Raw genomic sequence first — 14,809 nt, 5'->3', positions numbered from 1 at the left:
CATGGCTTTCGTGATCGAAGAAACCCGCGAGATTGCCGCCCCCGCCGAGGTCGTCTGGGAGGTGATCTCGGATCTCTCGCGCTACGGCGAGTGGAATCCCTTCGTCTCCAAGTGCGAATCCACGCTGCAGCCCGGCGACGCCATCGACATGACCGTGCACTTGATGAAGAAGCCGCAGCAGCAGCGCGAGTGGATCACCGAGTACCGCGAAGGGCGGGGTTTCAGTTACCGCATGAAGCCGGTTCCGGCGGGCGCGCTGTCGAGCGCGCGCTGGCATGACATTGCGCCCCTCGACGAGCAGCGCTGTCGCTACGTCTCGCATTTCGAGCTCCGGGGTTGGCTCATGCCGCTGGTGCGTTCTCTGCTCGGGCGTCGTCTGCGCGCCGGCTTCGACGGCATGACGGCAGGCGTGGCCAAGCGCGCCGAAGCCCTGTGGCAGCAGCGACAGGAGTCGCGCTGAGCGCGGCGGAAGCTGGCTTTGCCGGGCGTTATGCCCGGTCGCTGCTGCGCGCGCTGGATATTGCGGCCGAGCCGAAAGCGTCTATCGACAGCCCGGCGCTCGCCAACGCGCGCTGCGGGCTTCAGGCGCTGACCGGCCCTGGCGACGCGTCCCCGCGCATGCCGCCGGCACCGCTCTCGAGCTGCGCACAGGGGGCGCTGGCGGCGCTGGCCGCGCTGCCTGGCGGCGCGGCGCTGGCCGGTCTGGACGCGGCGGCGCTGCTCGGTGAGCGCGCCGCCTGCAATGGACTGTCGCGCGCCGGTGATATCTCGCCGGGGGGCGGCTGCCGCCTGCTCGCCTGCGCCGACGGCTGGCTGGCCGTGCAACTCTCGCGCGAAGACGACTGGGCGCTTCTGCCGGCCTGGCTGGAAGACGAAAGTGTTAGCGATTGGGAAGGGCTGAGTCGCGTATTGCGGCAGTGTGCGGCTGCACCCCTGGCCGAGCGCGCGGCCCTGCTCGGTCTGGCGGCGGCCGATTGTGTGCCGCCGCGTGCGCCCACGGCTTGGTATCGTCGGTTGGTGCGCGCGCCACGGCGTGTGGATACGTCGGTGCGTCCGCCGCTAGTACTGGATATGTCCAGCCTCTGGGCCGGCCCGCTGTGCAGCCATCTGTTGCAGGCGATGGGCGCGCGTGTCATCAAGCTGGAGTCCCGGCAGCGGCCGGACGGTGCGCGCACCGGCAACGCCGAGTTCTTCGATCTGCTCAACGCCGGCAAGGAGTGTGTGGCGCTCGACTTCGGCAGCGCCGAGGGCATCGATCAGCTGCGGGCGCTGATTGCGCGCGCCGACATCGTCATCGAGGCGGCGCGTCCGCGCGCATTGAAGCAGCTCGGCATCGATGCCGAGCGTTGCGTGGCCGAGCAGCCCGGACTGAGCTGGATCAGCCTTACCGGCTACGGGCGCGAGGGCGAGGCCGGTATGCGCGCAGCCTACGGCGACGACGCCGGTGCGGCGGCCGGTCTGGCCTGGATGATGGCCTGCGCGCATGGTGCGCCGGGCTTCGTGGGTGACGCCATCGCTGATCCATTGACCGGGCTGCACGCTGCGCTCTGTGCCTGGTCGGCCTGGCTGGACGGTGAGGGCGGCTTGTGGTCGCTGCCCCTGCGCGACGTCGTTGCCCACTGCATCGCCTCGGCGGGTGACAATTCGCCTGCCGCCGTGCGGGCGCGGGCCGGCGCCTGGCAGGCCGAGATCGAGGCGGCCGGCGTCACGGCACAGCCGCCGCGTGCCCGGCGGCCGGCTGGCAGGGCCGGTGCGCTGGGGGCCGACACGCAGCGCGTGCTGGAGAACTTGGTCGCGTCGTGCTGATCCGCGACGCGGAGCTGGATTTCGGGGCCCGGCGGGCCGACGTCCGTCTGGCGGGCGGGGTAGTGGCAGAGATCGCACCGCGGCTCCAGCGGCATGCGGGAGAAGAGGGTCTTGATGCGCAGGGGCGAGCGCTGATGCCCAGCCTCTGCGATCACCATATCCATCTGCAGGCCACCGCCGCCGCCGCGGCGTCCGTGGATTGCAGACCTGCCGCCTGTGCCGACGAGGCGGCGCTGGTGCAGGCGCTGCGCGCCGCCGAAGCCGGTCTGCCGGCGGGCAAATGGCTACGCGGCGTCGGCTTCGACGAGGCCTCGCTGGCGGGCAGCGGGCAGGCGGCCGACCGATCCTGGCTGGATGGTGTGCTGCCGGATCGGCCGGTGCGGCTTCAGCACCGCAGCGGTCGCATGTGGCTGCTCAACAGCGCGGCACTGCGGGCGCTGGGGGTCGACCCGGAGCACGCAGAGGCACCGCTGGAGACAGAGAATGCTCGGGCGACGGGTCGGCTCTACGACGCCGACGCTTGGCTGCGCGCGCGCAGGGGCTCGCAACGTCCAGATCTTTCCGGCCTTAGCCGTAGTTTGTGGTCGATGGGAGTAACCGCGCTCACCGACTGCAGCCATGCCAACGACGCCGATGATTGGCAGGCCTTCGCCGCCGCCCAGGCCGAAGGTGCACTGTTGCAGGATCTGCGCGTGATGGGCAGCGCCGCCTTGGATGCGGTGCCCGCCGAGGCGAATACGGACGCCTCGCGGCCACGGCTGACGCGTGGGGAGCGCAAGTTCCATCTGCACGACAATGCGCTGCCCGATATCGACGCGCTGAGCGCTGCCATGCGCGCGGCGCACGCCGCGGGGCGGGGTGTGGCCGTGCACTGCGTCAGCCGTGTCGATCTACCCTTCGCGCTGGCGGCCTTGCGCGCGGCCGGGCCGCGTCCCGGCGATCGCATCGAGCACGCCTCGGTCGCCCCGCCCGAGGCGGTGGCGGAGCTGGCGGCGCTGGGCGTGATCGTGGTGACCCAACCCGCGCTGGTCGCCGAGCGCGGTGATCGCTATCTCACCGAAGTCGACGCCGAAGATCAGTCTTATCTCTATCGGCTGGCTGGGCTGCGCGCGGCCGGCATCGGCTTGGCGCTGAGCAGTGACGCCCCTTACGGCAACGTTGATCCCTGGGCGGCGATGGCCGCCGCCGTGTCGCGCCGCACGTCGGCTGGGGCTATTCTCGGCGCTGGTGAGGCCCTGACGCCGGAGGCGGCCTATGCCGGCTTTGCCGGCCCGCCGGATGATCCGGCGCGCGCCTGGCGGCCGCTGGCAACGGGTGCGCCGGCGGATCTGATTCTGCTCGACCGGAGCTGGGCGGCGGCGCGTGCTGCGCTCGCCAGCGTGCGACCCGAAGGAGTGTGGCGACGCGGTGTCGCGCCCATCACCTGAATGGAGTAGGACACGGGCGCGCATCAAACGCACTATCGGTTCATGTCATGCCGCGTGGACCACGTATCCGCGCACTATTAGCCATTCGCAGCAGGAGGCGATTTTCAATGGGTGCCATCAATCTTCAGCAGTTGCTCGAATCACAGCAGCTTGAGCGCTGCCCTTTCCCGATCCCGGCCGGATGGTTCTTCGTGGACTGGTCGAGCAGTCTGGCGACCGAGGAAGTTCGCAACGTCTACATCTTCGGTCAGGAGTGGGTGCTCTTCCGCAGCGAGTCCGGCAAGGTCGGCATGACCGATCCCTACTGCCCGCACCTGGGCGCGCACATTGGTCACGGCGGCAAGGTGGTCGGCGAGAACATCCGTTGCCCCTTCCACCACTGGGAGTACGACCCGGAAGGCTGGTGCAAGAATATTCCCTACGGCAAGGTCGCGCCGCCCATTACCAAGAAGCAGGCGATCCTGCGCACGCTTCCAGTGGTCGAAAAGTATGGCCAGATCTGGGCCTGGTACCACCCGAAGTGCGAAGCGCCGAGCTGGGAGCTGCCCTATATTCCGGAGATGGAAGACGCCGAGGGTTGGTCCGGCGACCGCCACGGCAGCTGGACCGCCAGTACGGCCATCCAGGAAATCGCCGAGAACGGCGTCGACTTCGCGCACCTCAAGTTCCTGCACGGTGCCGAGCAGATCCCTCCGGCCGAGGTGAAATTCGACGGCCACATCATCGATATCGACATGGCCCAAGGCTACATCGTCGGCCGGGGCTACGGTCCAGGGCTGAACGTCTTCTACTTCACGCAGAACGGCGTGTCGGCGACGATGATCAGCTATACCCAGCCGATCGATCTCGACAAGAGCCAGATGAACATGAGCTTCCGCTACAAGGATTATCCGGAAGGATCGCAGGAGCTCACGATTGCGAAGAAAATCGTCGATCACATGATCGGTGAGGCGGAGGGCGAGGAAAGCGCCGGCTTCGAGAGCGTCGACTTCATCGTCTGGAACCACAAGAAGTATCGTCCGAACCCGCTGCTCTGCGACGGTGACGGCCCGGTGCTGCAGTTCCGCAAGTGGTTCAAGCAGTTCTACGTAACCGACGAAGAAACGCTGGCCAAGATCTAGCGGTTATTCTCGGGCCGGGGCCGGTGCATTCCGGTCCCGGCCTTCCTGTTTCCGCCCCCCAGAACAACGAATCCCATGCCCACAGTGGAAGTATTGATGCGCGACGGCAGCAGCCGCACGCTGGAAGCCGCGGGTGGCAGCCCGCTGATGGAAGTACTGCGCGATGCCGATACGGGCGTCGAGGGCACATGCGGGGGGATGTGCTCCTGCGGTACCTGCCACGTCTACGTCGCTGCCGAATGGGTGGAAAAGCTGCCCGAGCGCAGCGAGGACGAGGCCATGATGCTGGAGGCGTTGCAGGATTTCGTCGAGTTGCGGCCGGGATCGCGGCTCGCATGCCAGATCGATTTCGATGATCAGCTTTCCGGCATCTCGGTGGAGATCGCGCCGGAGGCGTGAATCCTCTTCGCGTACTCGTCCGCGTGCAGTAGGCGCGGGCGCAAGCGATTTGCGAACGTCTGTTCCGAAATTAACCGGAGACGGCGCCTCGCATGGAATCCAGCGAGATCAACATCGGCACGGACAGCGCGGCCGAGGCGGATAAGCCGCGTCGCTCAGGCCGCCCGGCACGCGTGCAGATCGAGCAGATTCTCGATACCGCCATTGCCATCGGTCTCGGCCAGGTGACCCTGCGCCGCGTCGCGCAGAAGCTCGGTGTCGGCGTCGCCACGCTGTATCGCCACGTCAGCGGGCGCGATGAGCTGGTGCGCATGGCCAGCTTCCGGCTGGCGCTGTCGCGCCAGAGCGCGATCGGCGAGACTGACGTTCCGGCGCATTGGGCAGATGTTGTCTGCGCCTATGCGGATAGTCTGGTCGAGGTTTTCAGCGGCCAGCCGCAGCTCATCGGAGAGCTGGCCGCGGGCCGCTTGCCACCCGAGACCGAAATCATCTTCCTCGAGCCTTTTCTGGCCCGTTTGTCCGAGGCCGGCGTCGAGGCCGCGGAAGGTATGCGCCTGCACAACGCGGTGGCCATGCTTGCCATCGGCGCCGCGGCGGGCGCCGCCGGCGCACAGGCCGTCGGCGGAGGCGTCCGCATGGTGGCCGGCATGCAGCGCGCCCTGGACGAGGCCGGGGCGGGCGCCTATCCCCATGTCGCGCGTGGCCTGGCCTGCTACGGCGCCGGTAATCGCGCCCACTGGCGCGCGGCGCTGCTTCCCATGCTGCACGGCTTCGCGCAGGCGCGCGGCGAAACGCTTCCCGTGGGGTTGTGCGACAACCCCGCATTTGACATCCAGACCGCCGAGCAGGCGGCACAGCAGGAGACCGCATCATGAGCGATAACGCGTCCAATCAGCTGATCGAGATCGACAGCACCGTCTTCAATCCTTTCTCGCCCGATTTCGTGCAGCAGCCGCACGAGACCTGGCAGCGCTTGCTGCAGGACTATCCCATCGCTTGGCACAAGGAATTGCAGATGTGGGTGGTCAACAGCCACGAGCTCTGCGGCGCCATGCTCAAGGACAACCGCTTCACGCCGAACTTCCGCATGTGGGAGCACGCGCCTCCGGAGAAGCCGGAAGCCGAGAAGAACGATTTCGACAAGGCCTTCGACCATTCGCTGTTCACGGTCTCCCAGAAGCAGCACCTGAAGCTGCGCAAGCTGACCATGCCGGCATTCTCCAAGCCGGTGATGGGCAAGATCTACGGCAAGATCGAGGATCTGGTTACCGAGTGTTTCGACGATATCGGTGACGCCGAGGAGTTCGACGTCTACGACGCCATTGCGAACAAGCTGCCGGTGCGCGCCATCGCGCGCATGGTGGGGGTGCCCACCGATCGTGAGGCCTTTTTCCACGACTTCGCGGTCAACCTCATTCAGGCCACGCGCCCCAACCTCAGCCCGGCCAAGCGTGAAGAGGCGATACAGGGCACGCTGCCCGGTTTCGCGTTGTTCAAGGAGTTGATCAACGAGCGGCTTGCGCGCGAGCATCCCGGCGACGACTTCCTGGGCAGCCTGGTGGGTGCCAGTGAGGATGGCGATAGCCTAGACGACTACGACATCCTGGCCGTCATCTTCGCGCTGATCGCCGCCGGCTCGGACACGGCCACCGACCTGCACACCTTCGCCATCAAGGGCCTTCTGGAAAACCCGGATCAGATGGCGAAGCTGCGCGAGAAGCCCGAGCTGATGGAGAACGCCATCATCGAGCTGTTGCGCCACGGCTCCATGGGCAAGCTGCCCTTCTTTCGCTTTGCGTCCGAGGATATCGACTTCGGTGGTCAGCGCATCGGCAAGGGCAAGTGCATTCTGGTGAATCTGACTGCGGCCTGGAACGATCCCGACAAGTACCCCGAACCGCACAAGCTCGATATCGAGCGCAATCTCGACGGCAGTCTCGTCTTCGGCGCCGGCGCGCACTTCTGCATTGGCACCTACCTGGTGCGCGTGCAGGGCGGCTTGATGATCAGCGAGTTCCTGAAGCGCTTCCCCGACGCCGAGCTGGCGAATGGTGACGGCGATATTGACTATGACTACAGCCATCACAACGCGCGTCGCATCAATCGCCTGCGCGTGAAGACGAATCGCGGTGCCGGCCGCAAGGCCGCCTGAGATGCAGCAGTGGATCTGCGTCATCTGCGGGTTCATCTACGACGAGGCCGAGGGCATGCCGGATCACGGCATTGCCCCTGGCACACGTTTCGAGGACTTGCCTGATGACTGGGCCTGCCCGGAGTGCGGCTCCCCTAAATCGGCCTTCGAGCCCTTCGTCGGCTGAGCCGGCCACTGCCAGAAGAGAGAGACGACAATGAAGCACAGCATGCAGTCGCGGTACCCGGCTTCCAAGGCCGTGGTACTGCGTATGTTCGCGGACCGTGCTTTCCATGAGCGGAAACTGACGCACATGGGCATCGAAAGTTTCGAGGTGCTGGAGCACAGCGCTGAGGATGGTCGCTTCCGCATCAAGGTGGCACGCGACGTCCCGGTGAACCTGCCCGGGCTGAAGAAGGCCTCCGGCAGCAGCCGCGTGGTGCATACAGAGGACTGGGACCTGGAAGCCGGTACGGCAGCGATTAGCGCCGAGCCGAAGGGGATGCCCCTGGAGATGTGGTGTGACGCGCGCATCGTCGACGACGGCGACGACGCCTGCGTGGTGCATTACGACTGGGAGATCAAGGCAAGCGTGCCGGTTGTCGGCCGCAAGCTGGAGAAATTCGTCGCTTCCGACATGGAGAGTCGCGCCGCCGACGAAGTCAAGGCAGGCTGTCGTTTCCTGGACGACTATCGCTGATCATCAGTTCGGACGATGACGGCGCGCGGCGGTCGCCACACCATCGGGCGCAACGGTGTTCAGGCACCGGCCGCTCACATTCCATGCAAGTCGCCCTGAAGAGGCGGATTTCGGAGGCAACGCAGATGTATACAGGACGTTCATACGGCCGCCTGCTGGCGGGGCTCTGTCTGGCAGGCGCCGTCGGCAGCGGGACGCTGCAGGCGGCCGTTTCTCCCGAGAAGGCCGAGGAGCTGGGGGGCGAAAAGTACACTTGCCTGGGAGCCGAGCGCGCCGGCAACGAAAGCGGCACGATCCCGGAGTATTCCGGCAAGTTCCAGGGCAGCTGGCCCGGCATGAAGGGTGACGGTCCAGCCGGCTACAAGCCCGGGCCGTACGCGGATGAAGAGCCGCGCTTCACCATCAACGCCTCCAACATGGACGAATACGCCGACAAGCTGACCCCGGGGCAGAAGGCGCTGATGAAGGAATACCCCGACGAGTTCTACATGAAGGTCTATCCGACCCATCGCGATTTCAAGAATCGCGACTGGGTCTGCGATGTCGCCAAGAAGAACGCCGTGGAATCGGAGATTACCGACGATGGCTTGGGTGTGACCGGTACCACCGGCGCGCCCCCCTTCCCCATGCCGCAGAGCGGCCTGGAGGCGATCTGGAACGTCATCAATCCTCACCGCGCCTGGACCGAGCAGACGGTTTACGACATCGCCAATGTCTACGACAACGGAAGCGTTGCCTGGGGCAGGGCGGAATTCAAGACGCTCAACCCGAGCAACCATCCCGATCCGGACGAGCGCGGTTCCTATACCGACAAGATCAACGCCTACTTCTATCAGAAGTTCCTGCTGCCGGCGCGTGATGCCGGTTTCACGGCGGTGGGGTACCAGCCCAACAACTTCTCCGACGACGCTACCAACTCCTGGCAGTACCAGCCGGGGCTGCGCCGCGTGCGTCAGGCGCCGGAGGTTGGCTTCGACTACCCCGTGCCGCCGGCCGGCATGCGTAACGTGGACGATGACTATCTCTTCAACGGTTCACCCGAGCGCTTTACCTGGAAGCTGGTCGGCAAGCGCGAGTACTACGTGCCGTATCACAACTTCAAGATCAACGATCCGGCGCTGAGCTACGAGGAGGACCTCATCGGCGAGCGTACGGTTAATCCGGAGCATGTGCGCTATGAGCTGCATCGCGTCTGGGTCATCGAGGGCACCCTCAAGGATGGCGTGCGCCACAACTACGGCAAGCGCGTGGTCTACGTCGACGAGGACAGCTGGCTCGCGCTCTGGGCCGATAACTATGACAAGCGCGGCAATCTTTGGCGTCCGAATTACGTCGCCTATTTCTACTCGCCGGAATCCTGGGCCTTCCATCGCGGGGTCTCGGTCTACCACGACCTGACCGCCGGTACCTTCGAGGCCGGTTATCTGGTCAACGAGGCGGGCGAGGACAACTGGTGGAAGATCAACCGCGAACTCGAACCCTCGCAGTTCTCGCCCGAGGCGCTTTCGCGGCGGGGCCGCTGAGCCGCCGTTGCGGCACAGCCCATATCAACGACAGGGACAAGGCATGAAGACCGCATTCATTACGGGAGCCGCCATCGGCCAGGGCAACATGCTGGCCAAGAAGCTGGTGGACCGGGGCTGGCGCGTCTTCGGCGGCGTATTGCCGGGCGCCGAGACCGATCTCCGCGAGGTAGCCGGTGTCACGGTCATCGAGCAGGACGTCTCCGACGACGCTTCGGTTCTCGCCAGTGCGAAGGCCGTCGATGAAGCCCTCGGGAGCGCCGGCCTCGATCTGCTGATGAACGTCGCGGGTGTGGCGAATGTCGGCTCGGCGGTGATCGAGGGCGCGAAGATGGAGGATGTGCGCCGCCTCTTCGAGATCAATACCTTCGGTCAGCTTCGCGTTTGCCAGAGCTTTCTGCCGATGCTCCGTCGGGCCGAGAAGCCGGCCAAGATCCTCAACTTCGGATCGGGTGCCGTGCTCGTCGCGCCGCCCATGGCCGGGCCCTATACCATGTCCAAGCACGCCGTGCACGGGCTGACGCTGACTCTGCGCAATGAGCTCGCGCCCTTCGGTGTGCAGGTGACATCGATCTGGCCCGGGGCGGTCAAGACGGCGATGACGGCCAATGCCAAGGAGACCACGCTTGGCTCTTGGAACGCCCAACCCGAGGGCGTTCAGAAGACCTATGCAGAGTATCTCAAGAAGGGCATCACCGAAATCCTTCCGGAGATGATCGAGAAGAAGGGCAATACCGCGGATGAGGTGACTGACGAGATCCTCAAGATTGCCGAGCGCCGCAAGCTGGCTGCCTGGTACTGCGTCGGCAAGGACGCCCGGCCTCTCGGTGTTATGTATCGTCTGATGCCAGCCGGCCCCTTCGAGTCGATGATCCGCAACGTCTACAAGATTCCCTCGGCCAAGGTCTGACCGCTATGCCCGATAACGCCATCAGCGATGTCCAGAGCGCCTTCGGTGCGCTCGCTGCCCGCGCACCATCTCTGATCGAAGAGACGGCGCAACAGCGGATCGACCGCCTGCAACGGCTGCTCAAGGAAACTCTTGCGGCGCGCGAGGAGATCCGCGAAGCCGCGCGTGGTGAGCTGGGTCTTTGCGATACAGATGTCGACCAGCAGTTGCTCATGGTGAAGGCCGAGGTGGAGTTCGCCTGCAAGCACCTTGCGGAATGGATGAAGGCGAAGCCGGTCAAGGGCTCCTTGATGACCCTGGCCAAGAAGTCTTACATCCGCTATGAGCCCAAGGGCGTGGTGCTCAATCTGGCGACCTGGAATGCGCCCTATGCCATCGGCCTAGTGCCGAGCATCGGTGCGCTGGCGGCGGGCAATGCCGTGCTGCTGAAGCCTTCGGAGTTGGCGCCGCAATCGGCCGAGGTGCTGGCGAAGATCGTCGCGCGCGCATGTGAGCCGGATGTCTTCACCGTGCTGCAGGGTGGCCCAGAGATTGCGCAGGAGCTGCTCGCCCAGCCCTTCAATCATATTTTCTACATCGGCGGGCATCAGGTCGGCCGACTGGTCATGAAGGCGGCGGCGGATCATTTCGCCTCAGTGACGCTGGAAATGGGTGGCAAGAACCCGACTATCATCGATGCCAGTGCCGACATCGAGGCCACCGCGCGCAAGATCGCCTGGGGCCGGCTCAGCAATGCGGGGCAGGTCTGCATTGCACCGGAGTACGCGCTGGTGCACGAGTCGGTGAAGCAGCCCTTCACCGAGGCGCTGGTTCGGGCCATCAACGAGATGTACAACCCGGGCGATATCGGTTTCGAGGCCAACCCGGAATATCCCTGCATCATCAACGAGCGGCACTTCGACCGGATTGCCGGCCTGCTTGATGACGCCGCGGAGAAGGGCGCGACCCTGATCGGCAGCGGCGGGCGCAACCGCGAGACGCGTTTCATCGCGCCGACGGTTGTGACCGACGTCACCGAAGATATGCGCATCATGCAGGAGGAGATCTTCGGCCCGGCCATCGTCATTGTCGGTTGGTCCGAGCGCGAGGAAGTGCTGGCCACAATCCGCCGCCGCCCGAAGCCGCTCGCGTTGTATGTCTATGCGCGCGAACGCGAGGCCATCGACTGGTTCATCACGCACACGACTTCGGGCAGCACTGTGGTCAACAACAACATGATCCAGTCCGGCACCAATGCCAATCTGCCATTCGGCGGTGTGAACGCCAGCGGCATCGGGCGTATCGGTGGGCACTATACCTTCCTGGAATGCTCCAACCAGCGCTCCATCATCGAGGAAGGCCCACCCGTGGGCGATCCGGGCATGATGTTCCCGCCGTACAGCGACAAGTACAAGAAGATGATGGGCTCGATGTTTGACCGGCCGATCGTCGTGCCGGATGCGGTTGTCAGCGGCATCAACGGCCTCATCAAGGTCACCAGCGTCTTCAAGCGCAAGGGCTGAGGCCGCGGAGGAACACGACGAAGCGAAGATTCTGCGGATGATTGACACCGATCCTTTCAGAATCAGCAGCGCCACCAGTGGCTAGTCTCTGTAAGCGAGCTTGTCTCTCGGGGGGCTGAAGCCCGACCTATCCGGGTGGTACGGAATCCGACCCTAGGAACCCGCACGCGCTCCGTGATCGCTTCCCCTGGCGCCTGTCCTGTCGCTCACCAGCGGTAGACGTCCCACAGCTCCGGGTTGGCCCAGTACTTGGCGTTTAGCCAGTCCGGCCGCTGCTTGTAGTCGTAGAGGTTGAAACCCTGCAAGGTGATGCCGCTGTCGGCATCGTGCCACCAGGGCCGGAAGCCCAGTGCGCGCCACTGGGATGGGGCCAGCGGGCACTCCGTGTCTGCGATGGCGACGATGCCCTCGGCGTAGAGGTCGCGCAGCGAGGCCAGATCGCGTTCCAGGCGCCTCGCCTTGGCAGCGGCCTGCAGCCAGTCCGCGCTGAGTATCGCCAGGGCGGCACGCGGTGGTTCCAGACGCTTTGCGATGGCGCCCACCTCGCTGTCGCGCAGGACGCCTTCCGGAAGCCATGCCGGCTGTGATGCGCTGGGATCGCCTTCCATAAAGACGCTGCGCGCGGTCTCGCACTCAGCCAGTAAGGCGCTGAGCTGCGCGCTGAGGCTGTCTTTCGGTGGGCTCGCCTGCATGCCCCCAGCATGGCGCGGGAAGGGGCCGGCGGCAAGTGTGGCTGCGCAACGAAAAAGGCCCCGCCGAAGCGGGGCCTATGTAGCGCTTCGTAGAAGTGCGAGTTAGACGTTGTCGTCGATGTCGAGAATGCGCAACTCAACCCGACGATTGAGCTCGCGCCCCTCTTCGGTGTCGTTGGTGGCCATCGGCTCTTCCTCACCGTAGCCGCGCGCTTCGAGCTGCTCGGCGGAGACGCCGCGCTCCGTGAGGAAGTCGACCACGGCCTCGGCGCGTTGTTGCGACAACCGTTGGTTGTAGGCGGAGGGGCCTTGGCTGTCGGTGTGGCCACCGATCTCAACCGTGAGGCCTTCGGCGCTCAGCAGCGTGTCGGCTACCTGGTCGAGGATCACGCGCGCATTCGGCGTAATCCGGCTGCTATCGAAGTCGAAGGTGACACCGCGCAGGACAACCGTATCTCCCGGAGCGCAGCCGCGTGCATCCACCGATTCGCCCGGGAAGGGTGGGCGGCATTCGGAGAGCGGCAGCGCGCAACCGACCTCGTCCACCGGCGTTCCTGCCGGCGTACCGGGGCACTCGTCCTCGAAGTTCGGAACGGCGTCGTTGTCGTCGTCGAAGGGGCAGCCGTCGGAGTCGACGGCGACATCCTGCGGAATCGTGCCGTCGTAATCCGGGCATTCCGGCCGCTCGGCGTCCACTACCTTGGCCGACTCGTCTTCCTTGGGCTCTTCGTAGACCGAGCCGATCGGGATCTGCAGGCCGACGGTGAAGACGCCGTCGTAGAAGGCATCGTTGCCGCCGCGGCCCGCCGAGTCCTCCTCGTGCGAGTCCATGCGGTAGACAGCCTCGGCGCGGAAGGCGGTGCCCTCGCCCAGAACCTCCAGGAATGCCGGGCGGATCAGCGCGCCTACGCCGAAGTCGAAGACGATGCTGTCGTAGGCGTTCTTGCAGGTCGAGAAACCTGTCTGTGGCTGGCAGGGAGCGTCGCTGGTCTCGCCGTAGTGCAGAGCGGTACGCAGGTAGTAGTCCGGGCGATCCGCCACAGGAAAGATGTTCATGGCAAGGCCGATGCCCTTGAATTCCCCGGAGTTATCCGAGAACTCGCCGTCGTAGCTGCTGAAGAATCCGGTGATCTCGGCCGACAGATTGCTCGTCAGCGGCTTGCCGATACCGATCTGGCCACCGAGGCCGTTATCGGTGAGCCGGTCGCCGTCAGCGATGGAATAGGAAAAACTGGGCGCGATATAGAAGCGCTTGTCTTCGATCTGGGCTGCGGCGGATGTTGCCAGCCCCAAGCCGGCAAACGCGATAAGCGCCGTGCTGATTCGTTTCAACATGAACTCTCCCCTGTGTTTTGACCGCGCGCGCCAAGCGACAACGCGTTGGCGAAACTATATCAGCGCCCGTGATTCTTGTGTCGTCCTGATCGCCGCACGAGGCTGCGCCAGGGATCGTGCTTGCGTACACTGCGCGGCCCATGACGCGCGCCCGAGTCCGAGGATGAGCGAAGTCCAGCAGCTTGACGAGGAGATTACGGCCCTGCAGCAGCGTTTCGACGCGCTGCGGGGCTATCTTTGACTGCGCGGAAAAGCGCGACCGCATCGCTGAGATAGACGGCGAGCTCGAGAATCCCGAGATCTGGAACCAGCCCGAACAGGCACAGGCCCTGGGACGCGAGCGTGCGCGGCTGGTTGAGACCGTCGCGCCCATCGAGGACGCGGACAAGGGCTTGCAGGACGCGCGCGAGCTGCTCGAGATGGCCGCGGCCGAAGACGATGCAGCCACCATCGCGGAGATCGCCGCGGACTGCCGCCGCCACCGCGTTGCTGCCGAAAAGCTGGAGTTCCGGCGCATGTTCTCCGGTGACATGGACGCCAACAACGCCTATGTCGACATCCAGTCCGGCTCCGGTGGCACCGAAGCGCAGGACTGGGCGGAGATGCTGTTGCGAATGTATCTGCGCTGGTGCGACGAGCATGGCTTCGAGCACGAGCTGCTGGAATGCTCGGCGGGCGATGTGGCCGGCATCAAGTCCGCCACCGTCATGGTGCGCGGCGACTATGCCTTCGGCTGGCTACGCACCGAGACCGGCGTGCATCGCCTGGTGCGAAAGTCACCCTTCGATTCCGGCGCGCGCCGGCATACCTCCTTCGCGGCGGTCTTTGTCTCGCCCGAGGTCGACGATAGCTTCGAGATCGAGGTCAACCCGGCTGATCTGCGCGTTGATACCTATCGTTCGGCCGGCGCGGGTGGTCAGCACGTCAACAAGACCGACTCGGCGGTGCGTCTGACGCATCTGCCCACCGGCGTGGTCGTCGCCTGCCAGAACGAGCGTAGTCAGCACAAGAACCGCGACCAGGCCATGAACATGCTGCGCGCCAAGCTCTACGAACTGGAGATGGCCAAGCGTAACGCCGAAAAACAGGCTGTCGAGGACAGCAAGAGCGATATCGGTTGGGGCAGTCAGATCCGCTCCTATGTGTTGGACCAGTCGCGCATCAAGGATCTGCGCACCGGGGTCGAGATCAGCGATACCCAAAAGGTGCTCAACGGTCATCTCGACCCCTTCATCGAAGCCAGCCTCAAGCAGGGACTCTAAA

15 protein-coding genes are annotated in these 14,809 nt (G+C 65.1%); 13 read left to right on the top strand and 2 right to left on the bottom strand.

All coding sequences use genetic code 11. The annotated features are described in order from the left end of the window. Position 1 precedes the first annotated feature (1 nt). From U743_RS09835 to U743_RS09780, 12 genes are all read left to right on the top strand, one after another. Entirely contained in the window at positions 2–460 is a 459-nt protein-coding gene (locus U743_RS09835) for an SRPBCC domain-containing protein (RefSeq protein ID WP_043767760.1), read from the top strand. After that, positions 433–1,806 (top strand): CoA transferase, encoded by a 1,374-nt coding sequence (locus tag U743_RS09830; RefSeq protein WP_052367850.1) that lies wholly within the window; start codon positions 433–435, stop codon positions 1,804–1,806. The genes U743_RS09835 and U743_RS09830 overlap by 28 nt, the downstream gene beginning before the upstream one ends. Further along, entirely contained in the window at positions 1,800–3,233 is a 1,434-nt protein-coding gene (locus tag U743_RS09825; protein ID WP_052367849.1) for an amidohydrolase family protein, read from the top strand. Before U743_RS09830 ends, U743_RS09825 begins: the two co-directional genes overlap by 7 nt. A gap of 107 nt (positions 3,234–3,340) precedes the next feature. Beyond that, on the top strand, positions 3,341–4,354 hold the full coding sequence (locus U743_RS09820) for an aromatic ring-hydroxylating oxygenase subunit alpha (protein WP_043767758.1): 1,014 nt from the start codon (positions 3,341–3,343) through the stop codon (positions 4,352–4,354). 75 nt (positions 4,355–4,429) lie between these two features. Then, complete coding sequence (locus U743_RS09815) at positions 4,430–4,753, top strand: 2Fe-2S iron-sulfur cluster-binding protein (protein WP_043767755.1); 324 nt, start codon at positions 4,430–4,432, stop codon at positions 4,751–4,753. Positions 4,754–4,845: 92 nt separating this feature from the next. Then, the gene (locus tag U743_RS09810) at positions 4,846–5,628 is read left to right on the top strand and encodes a TetR/AcrR family transcriptional regulator (protein ID WP_043767753.1); all 783 of its coding nucleotides are present in this window, start codon (positions 4,846–4,848) and stop codon (positions 5,626–5,628) included. After that, on the top strand, positions 5,625–6,905 hold the full coding sequence (locus U743_RS09805; RefSeq protein WP_043767750.1) for a cytochrome P450: 1,281 nt from the start codon (positions 5,625–5,627) through the stop codon (positions 6,903–6,905). Before U743_RS09810 ends, U743_RS09805 begins: the two co-directional genes overlap by 4 nt. A 1-nt stretch (position 6,906) precedes the next feature. After that, positions 6,907–7,071, top strand: coding sequence for a rubredoxin (locus U743_RS09800; RefSeq protein ID WP_043767747.1), 165 nt, complete (start codon positions 6,907–6,909; stop codon positions 7,069–7,071). A 30-nt stretch (positions 7,072–7,101) separates the two neighbouring features. Next, a complete protein-coding gene (locus tag U743_RS09795; RefSeq protein WP_043767744.1) occupies positions 7,102–7,584 on the top strand; it encodes a DUF2505 domain-containing protein in 483 nt (160 codons plus the stop codon). Between the two features lie 125 nt (positions 7,585–7,709). Then, on the top strand, positions 7,710–9,107 hold the full coding sequence (locus U743_RS09790) for a DUF1329 domain-containing protein (protein ID WP_052367847.1): 1,398 nt from the start codon (positions 7,710–7,712) through the stop codon (positions 9,105–9,107). A gap of 43 nt (positions 9,108–9,150) precedes the next feature. Then, positions 9,151–10,017 carry an SDR family NAD(P)-dependent oxidoreductase gene (locus U743_RS09785; RefSeq protein WP_043767740.1) on the top strand — a complete coding sequence of 289 codons (867 nt, stop codon included), beginning with the start codon at positions 9,151–9,153 and terminating at the stop codon, positions 10,015–10,017. 5 nt (positions 10,018–10,022) lie between these two features. Continuing rightward, positions 10,023–11,519, top strand: coding sequence for an aldehyde dehydrogenase family protein (locus tag U743_RS09780; RefSeq protein ID WP_043767737.1), 1,497 nt, complete (start codon positions 10,023–10,025; stop codon positions 11,517–11,519). Positions 11,520–11,725: 206 nt separating this feature from the next. On the opposite strand, the gene U743_RS09775 is transcribed toward U743_RS09780, so the two are convergent. Together U743_RS09775 and U743_RS18120 are read right to left on the bottom strand one after the other, a co-directional pair. Further along, complete coding sequence (locus U743_RS09775) at positions 11,726–12,211, bottom strand: DUF6231 family protein (protein WP_043767735.1); 486 nt, start codon at positions 12,209–12,211, stop codon at positions 11,726–11,728. Positions 12,212–12,313: 102 nt separating this feature from the next. Continuing rightward, the gene (locus U743_RS18120) at positions 12,314–13,546 is read right to left on the bottom strand and encodes an OmpA family protein (RefSeq protein WP_052367846.1); all 1,233 of its coding nucleotides are present in this window, start codon (positions 13,544–13,546) and stop codon (positions 12,314–12,316) included. Between the two features lie 163 nt (positions 13,547–13,709). On the opposite strand from U743_RS18120, the gene prfB reads away from it, so the two are divergent. Beyond that, positions 13,710–14,808 (top strand): peptide chain release factor 2 gene (gene prfB, locus U743_RS09765; RefSeq protein ID WP_198021992.1). Its coding sequence is split into 2 segments (ribosomal slippage): positions 13,710–13,784 and positions 13,786–14,808, totalling 1,098 coding nucleotides; the frame shifts between segments, so codons are not numbered across the junction. The last annotated feature ends 1 nt before the right edge of the window (position 14,809 follow it).

Source organism: Algiphilus aromaticivorans DG1253, assembly GCF_000733765.1.
Lineage (GTDB): Bacteria > Pseudomonadota > Gammaproteobacteria > Nevskiales > Nevskiaceae > Algiphilus > Algiphilus aromaticivorans.
The sequence above is the reverse complement of the archived record's forward strand: the minus strand, read 5'-3'. Positions and strand labels throughout refer to the sequence as shown.

Excerpts from the sequence above, each read along its gene's own strand:
- U743_RS09835 (WP_043767760.1), top strand. The coding sequence starts at position 2 with ATGGCTTTCGTGATCGAAGAAACCCGCGAGATTGCCGCCCCCGCCGAG.
- U743_RS09820 (WP_043767758.1), top strand. The coding sequence starts at position 3,341 with ATGGGTGCCATCAATCTTCAGCAGTTGCTCGAATCACAGCAGCTTGAG.
- U743_RS09815 (WP_043767755.1), top strand. The coding sequence starts at position 4,430 with ATGCCCACAGTGGAAGTATTGATGCGCGACGGCAGCAGCCGCACGCTG.
- U743_RS09810 (WP_043767753.1), top strand. The coding sequence starts at position 4,846 with ATGGAATCCAGCGAGATCAACATCGGCACGGACAGCGCGGCCGAGGCG.
- U743_RS09805 (WP_043767750.1), top strand. The coding sequence starts at position 5,625 with ATGAGCGATAACGCGTCCAATCAGCTGATCGAGATCGACAGCACCGTC.
- U743_RS09800 (WP_043767747.1), top strand. The coding sequence starts at position 6,907 with ATGCAGCAGTGGATCTGCGTCATCTGCGGGTTCATCTACGACGAGGCC.
- U743_RS09795 (WP_043767744.1), top strand. The coding sequence starts at position 7,102 with ATGAAGCACAGCATGCAGTCGCGGTACCCGGCTTCCAAGGCCGTGGTA.
- U743_RS09790 (WP_052367847.1), top strand. The coding sequence starts at position 7,710 with ATGTATACAGGACGTTCATACGGCCGCCTGCTGGCGGGGCTCTGTCTG.
- U743_RS09785 (WP_043767740.1), top strand. The coding sequence starts at position 9,151 with ATGAAGACCGCATTCATTACGGGAGCCGCCATCGGCCAGGGCAACATG.
- U743_RS09780 (WP_043767737.1), top strand. The coding sequence starts at position 10,023 with ATGCCCGATAACGCCATCAGCGATGTCCAGAGCGCCTTCGGTGCGCTC.
- U743_RS09775 (WP_043767735.1), bottom strand. The coding sequence starts at position 12,211 with ATGCAGGCGAGCCCACCGAAAGACAGCCTCAGCGCGCAGCTCAGCGCC.
- U743_RS18120 (WP_052367846.1), bottom strand. The coding sequence starts at position 13,546 with ATGTTGAAACGAATCAGCACGGCGCTTATCGCGTTTGCCGGCTTGGGG.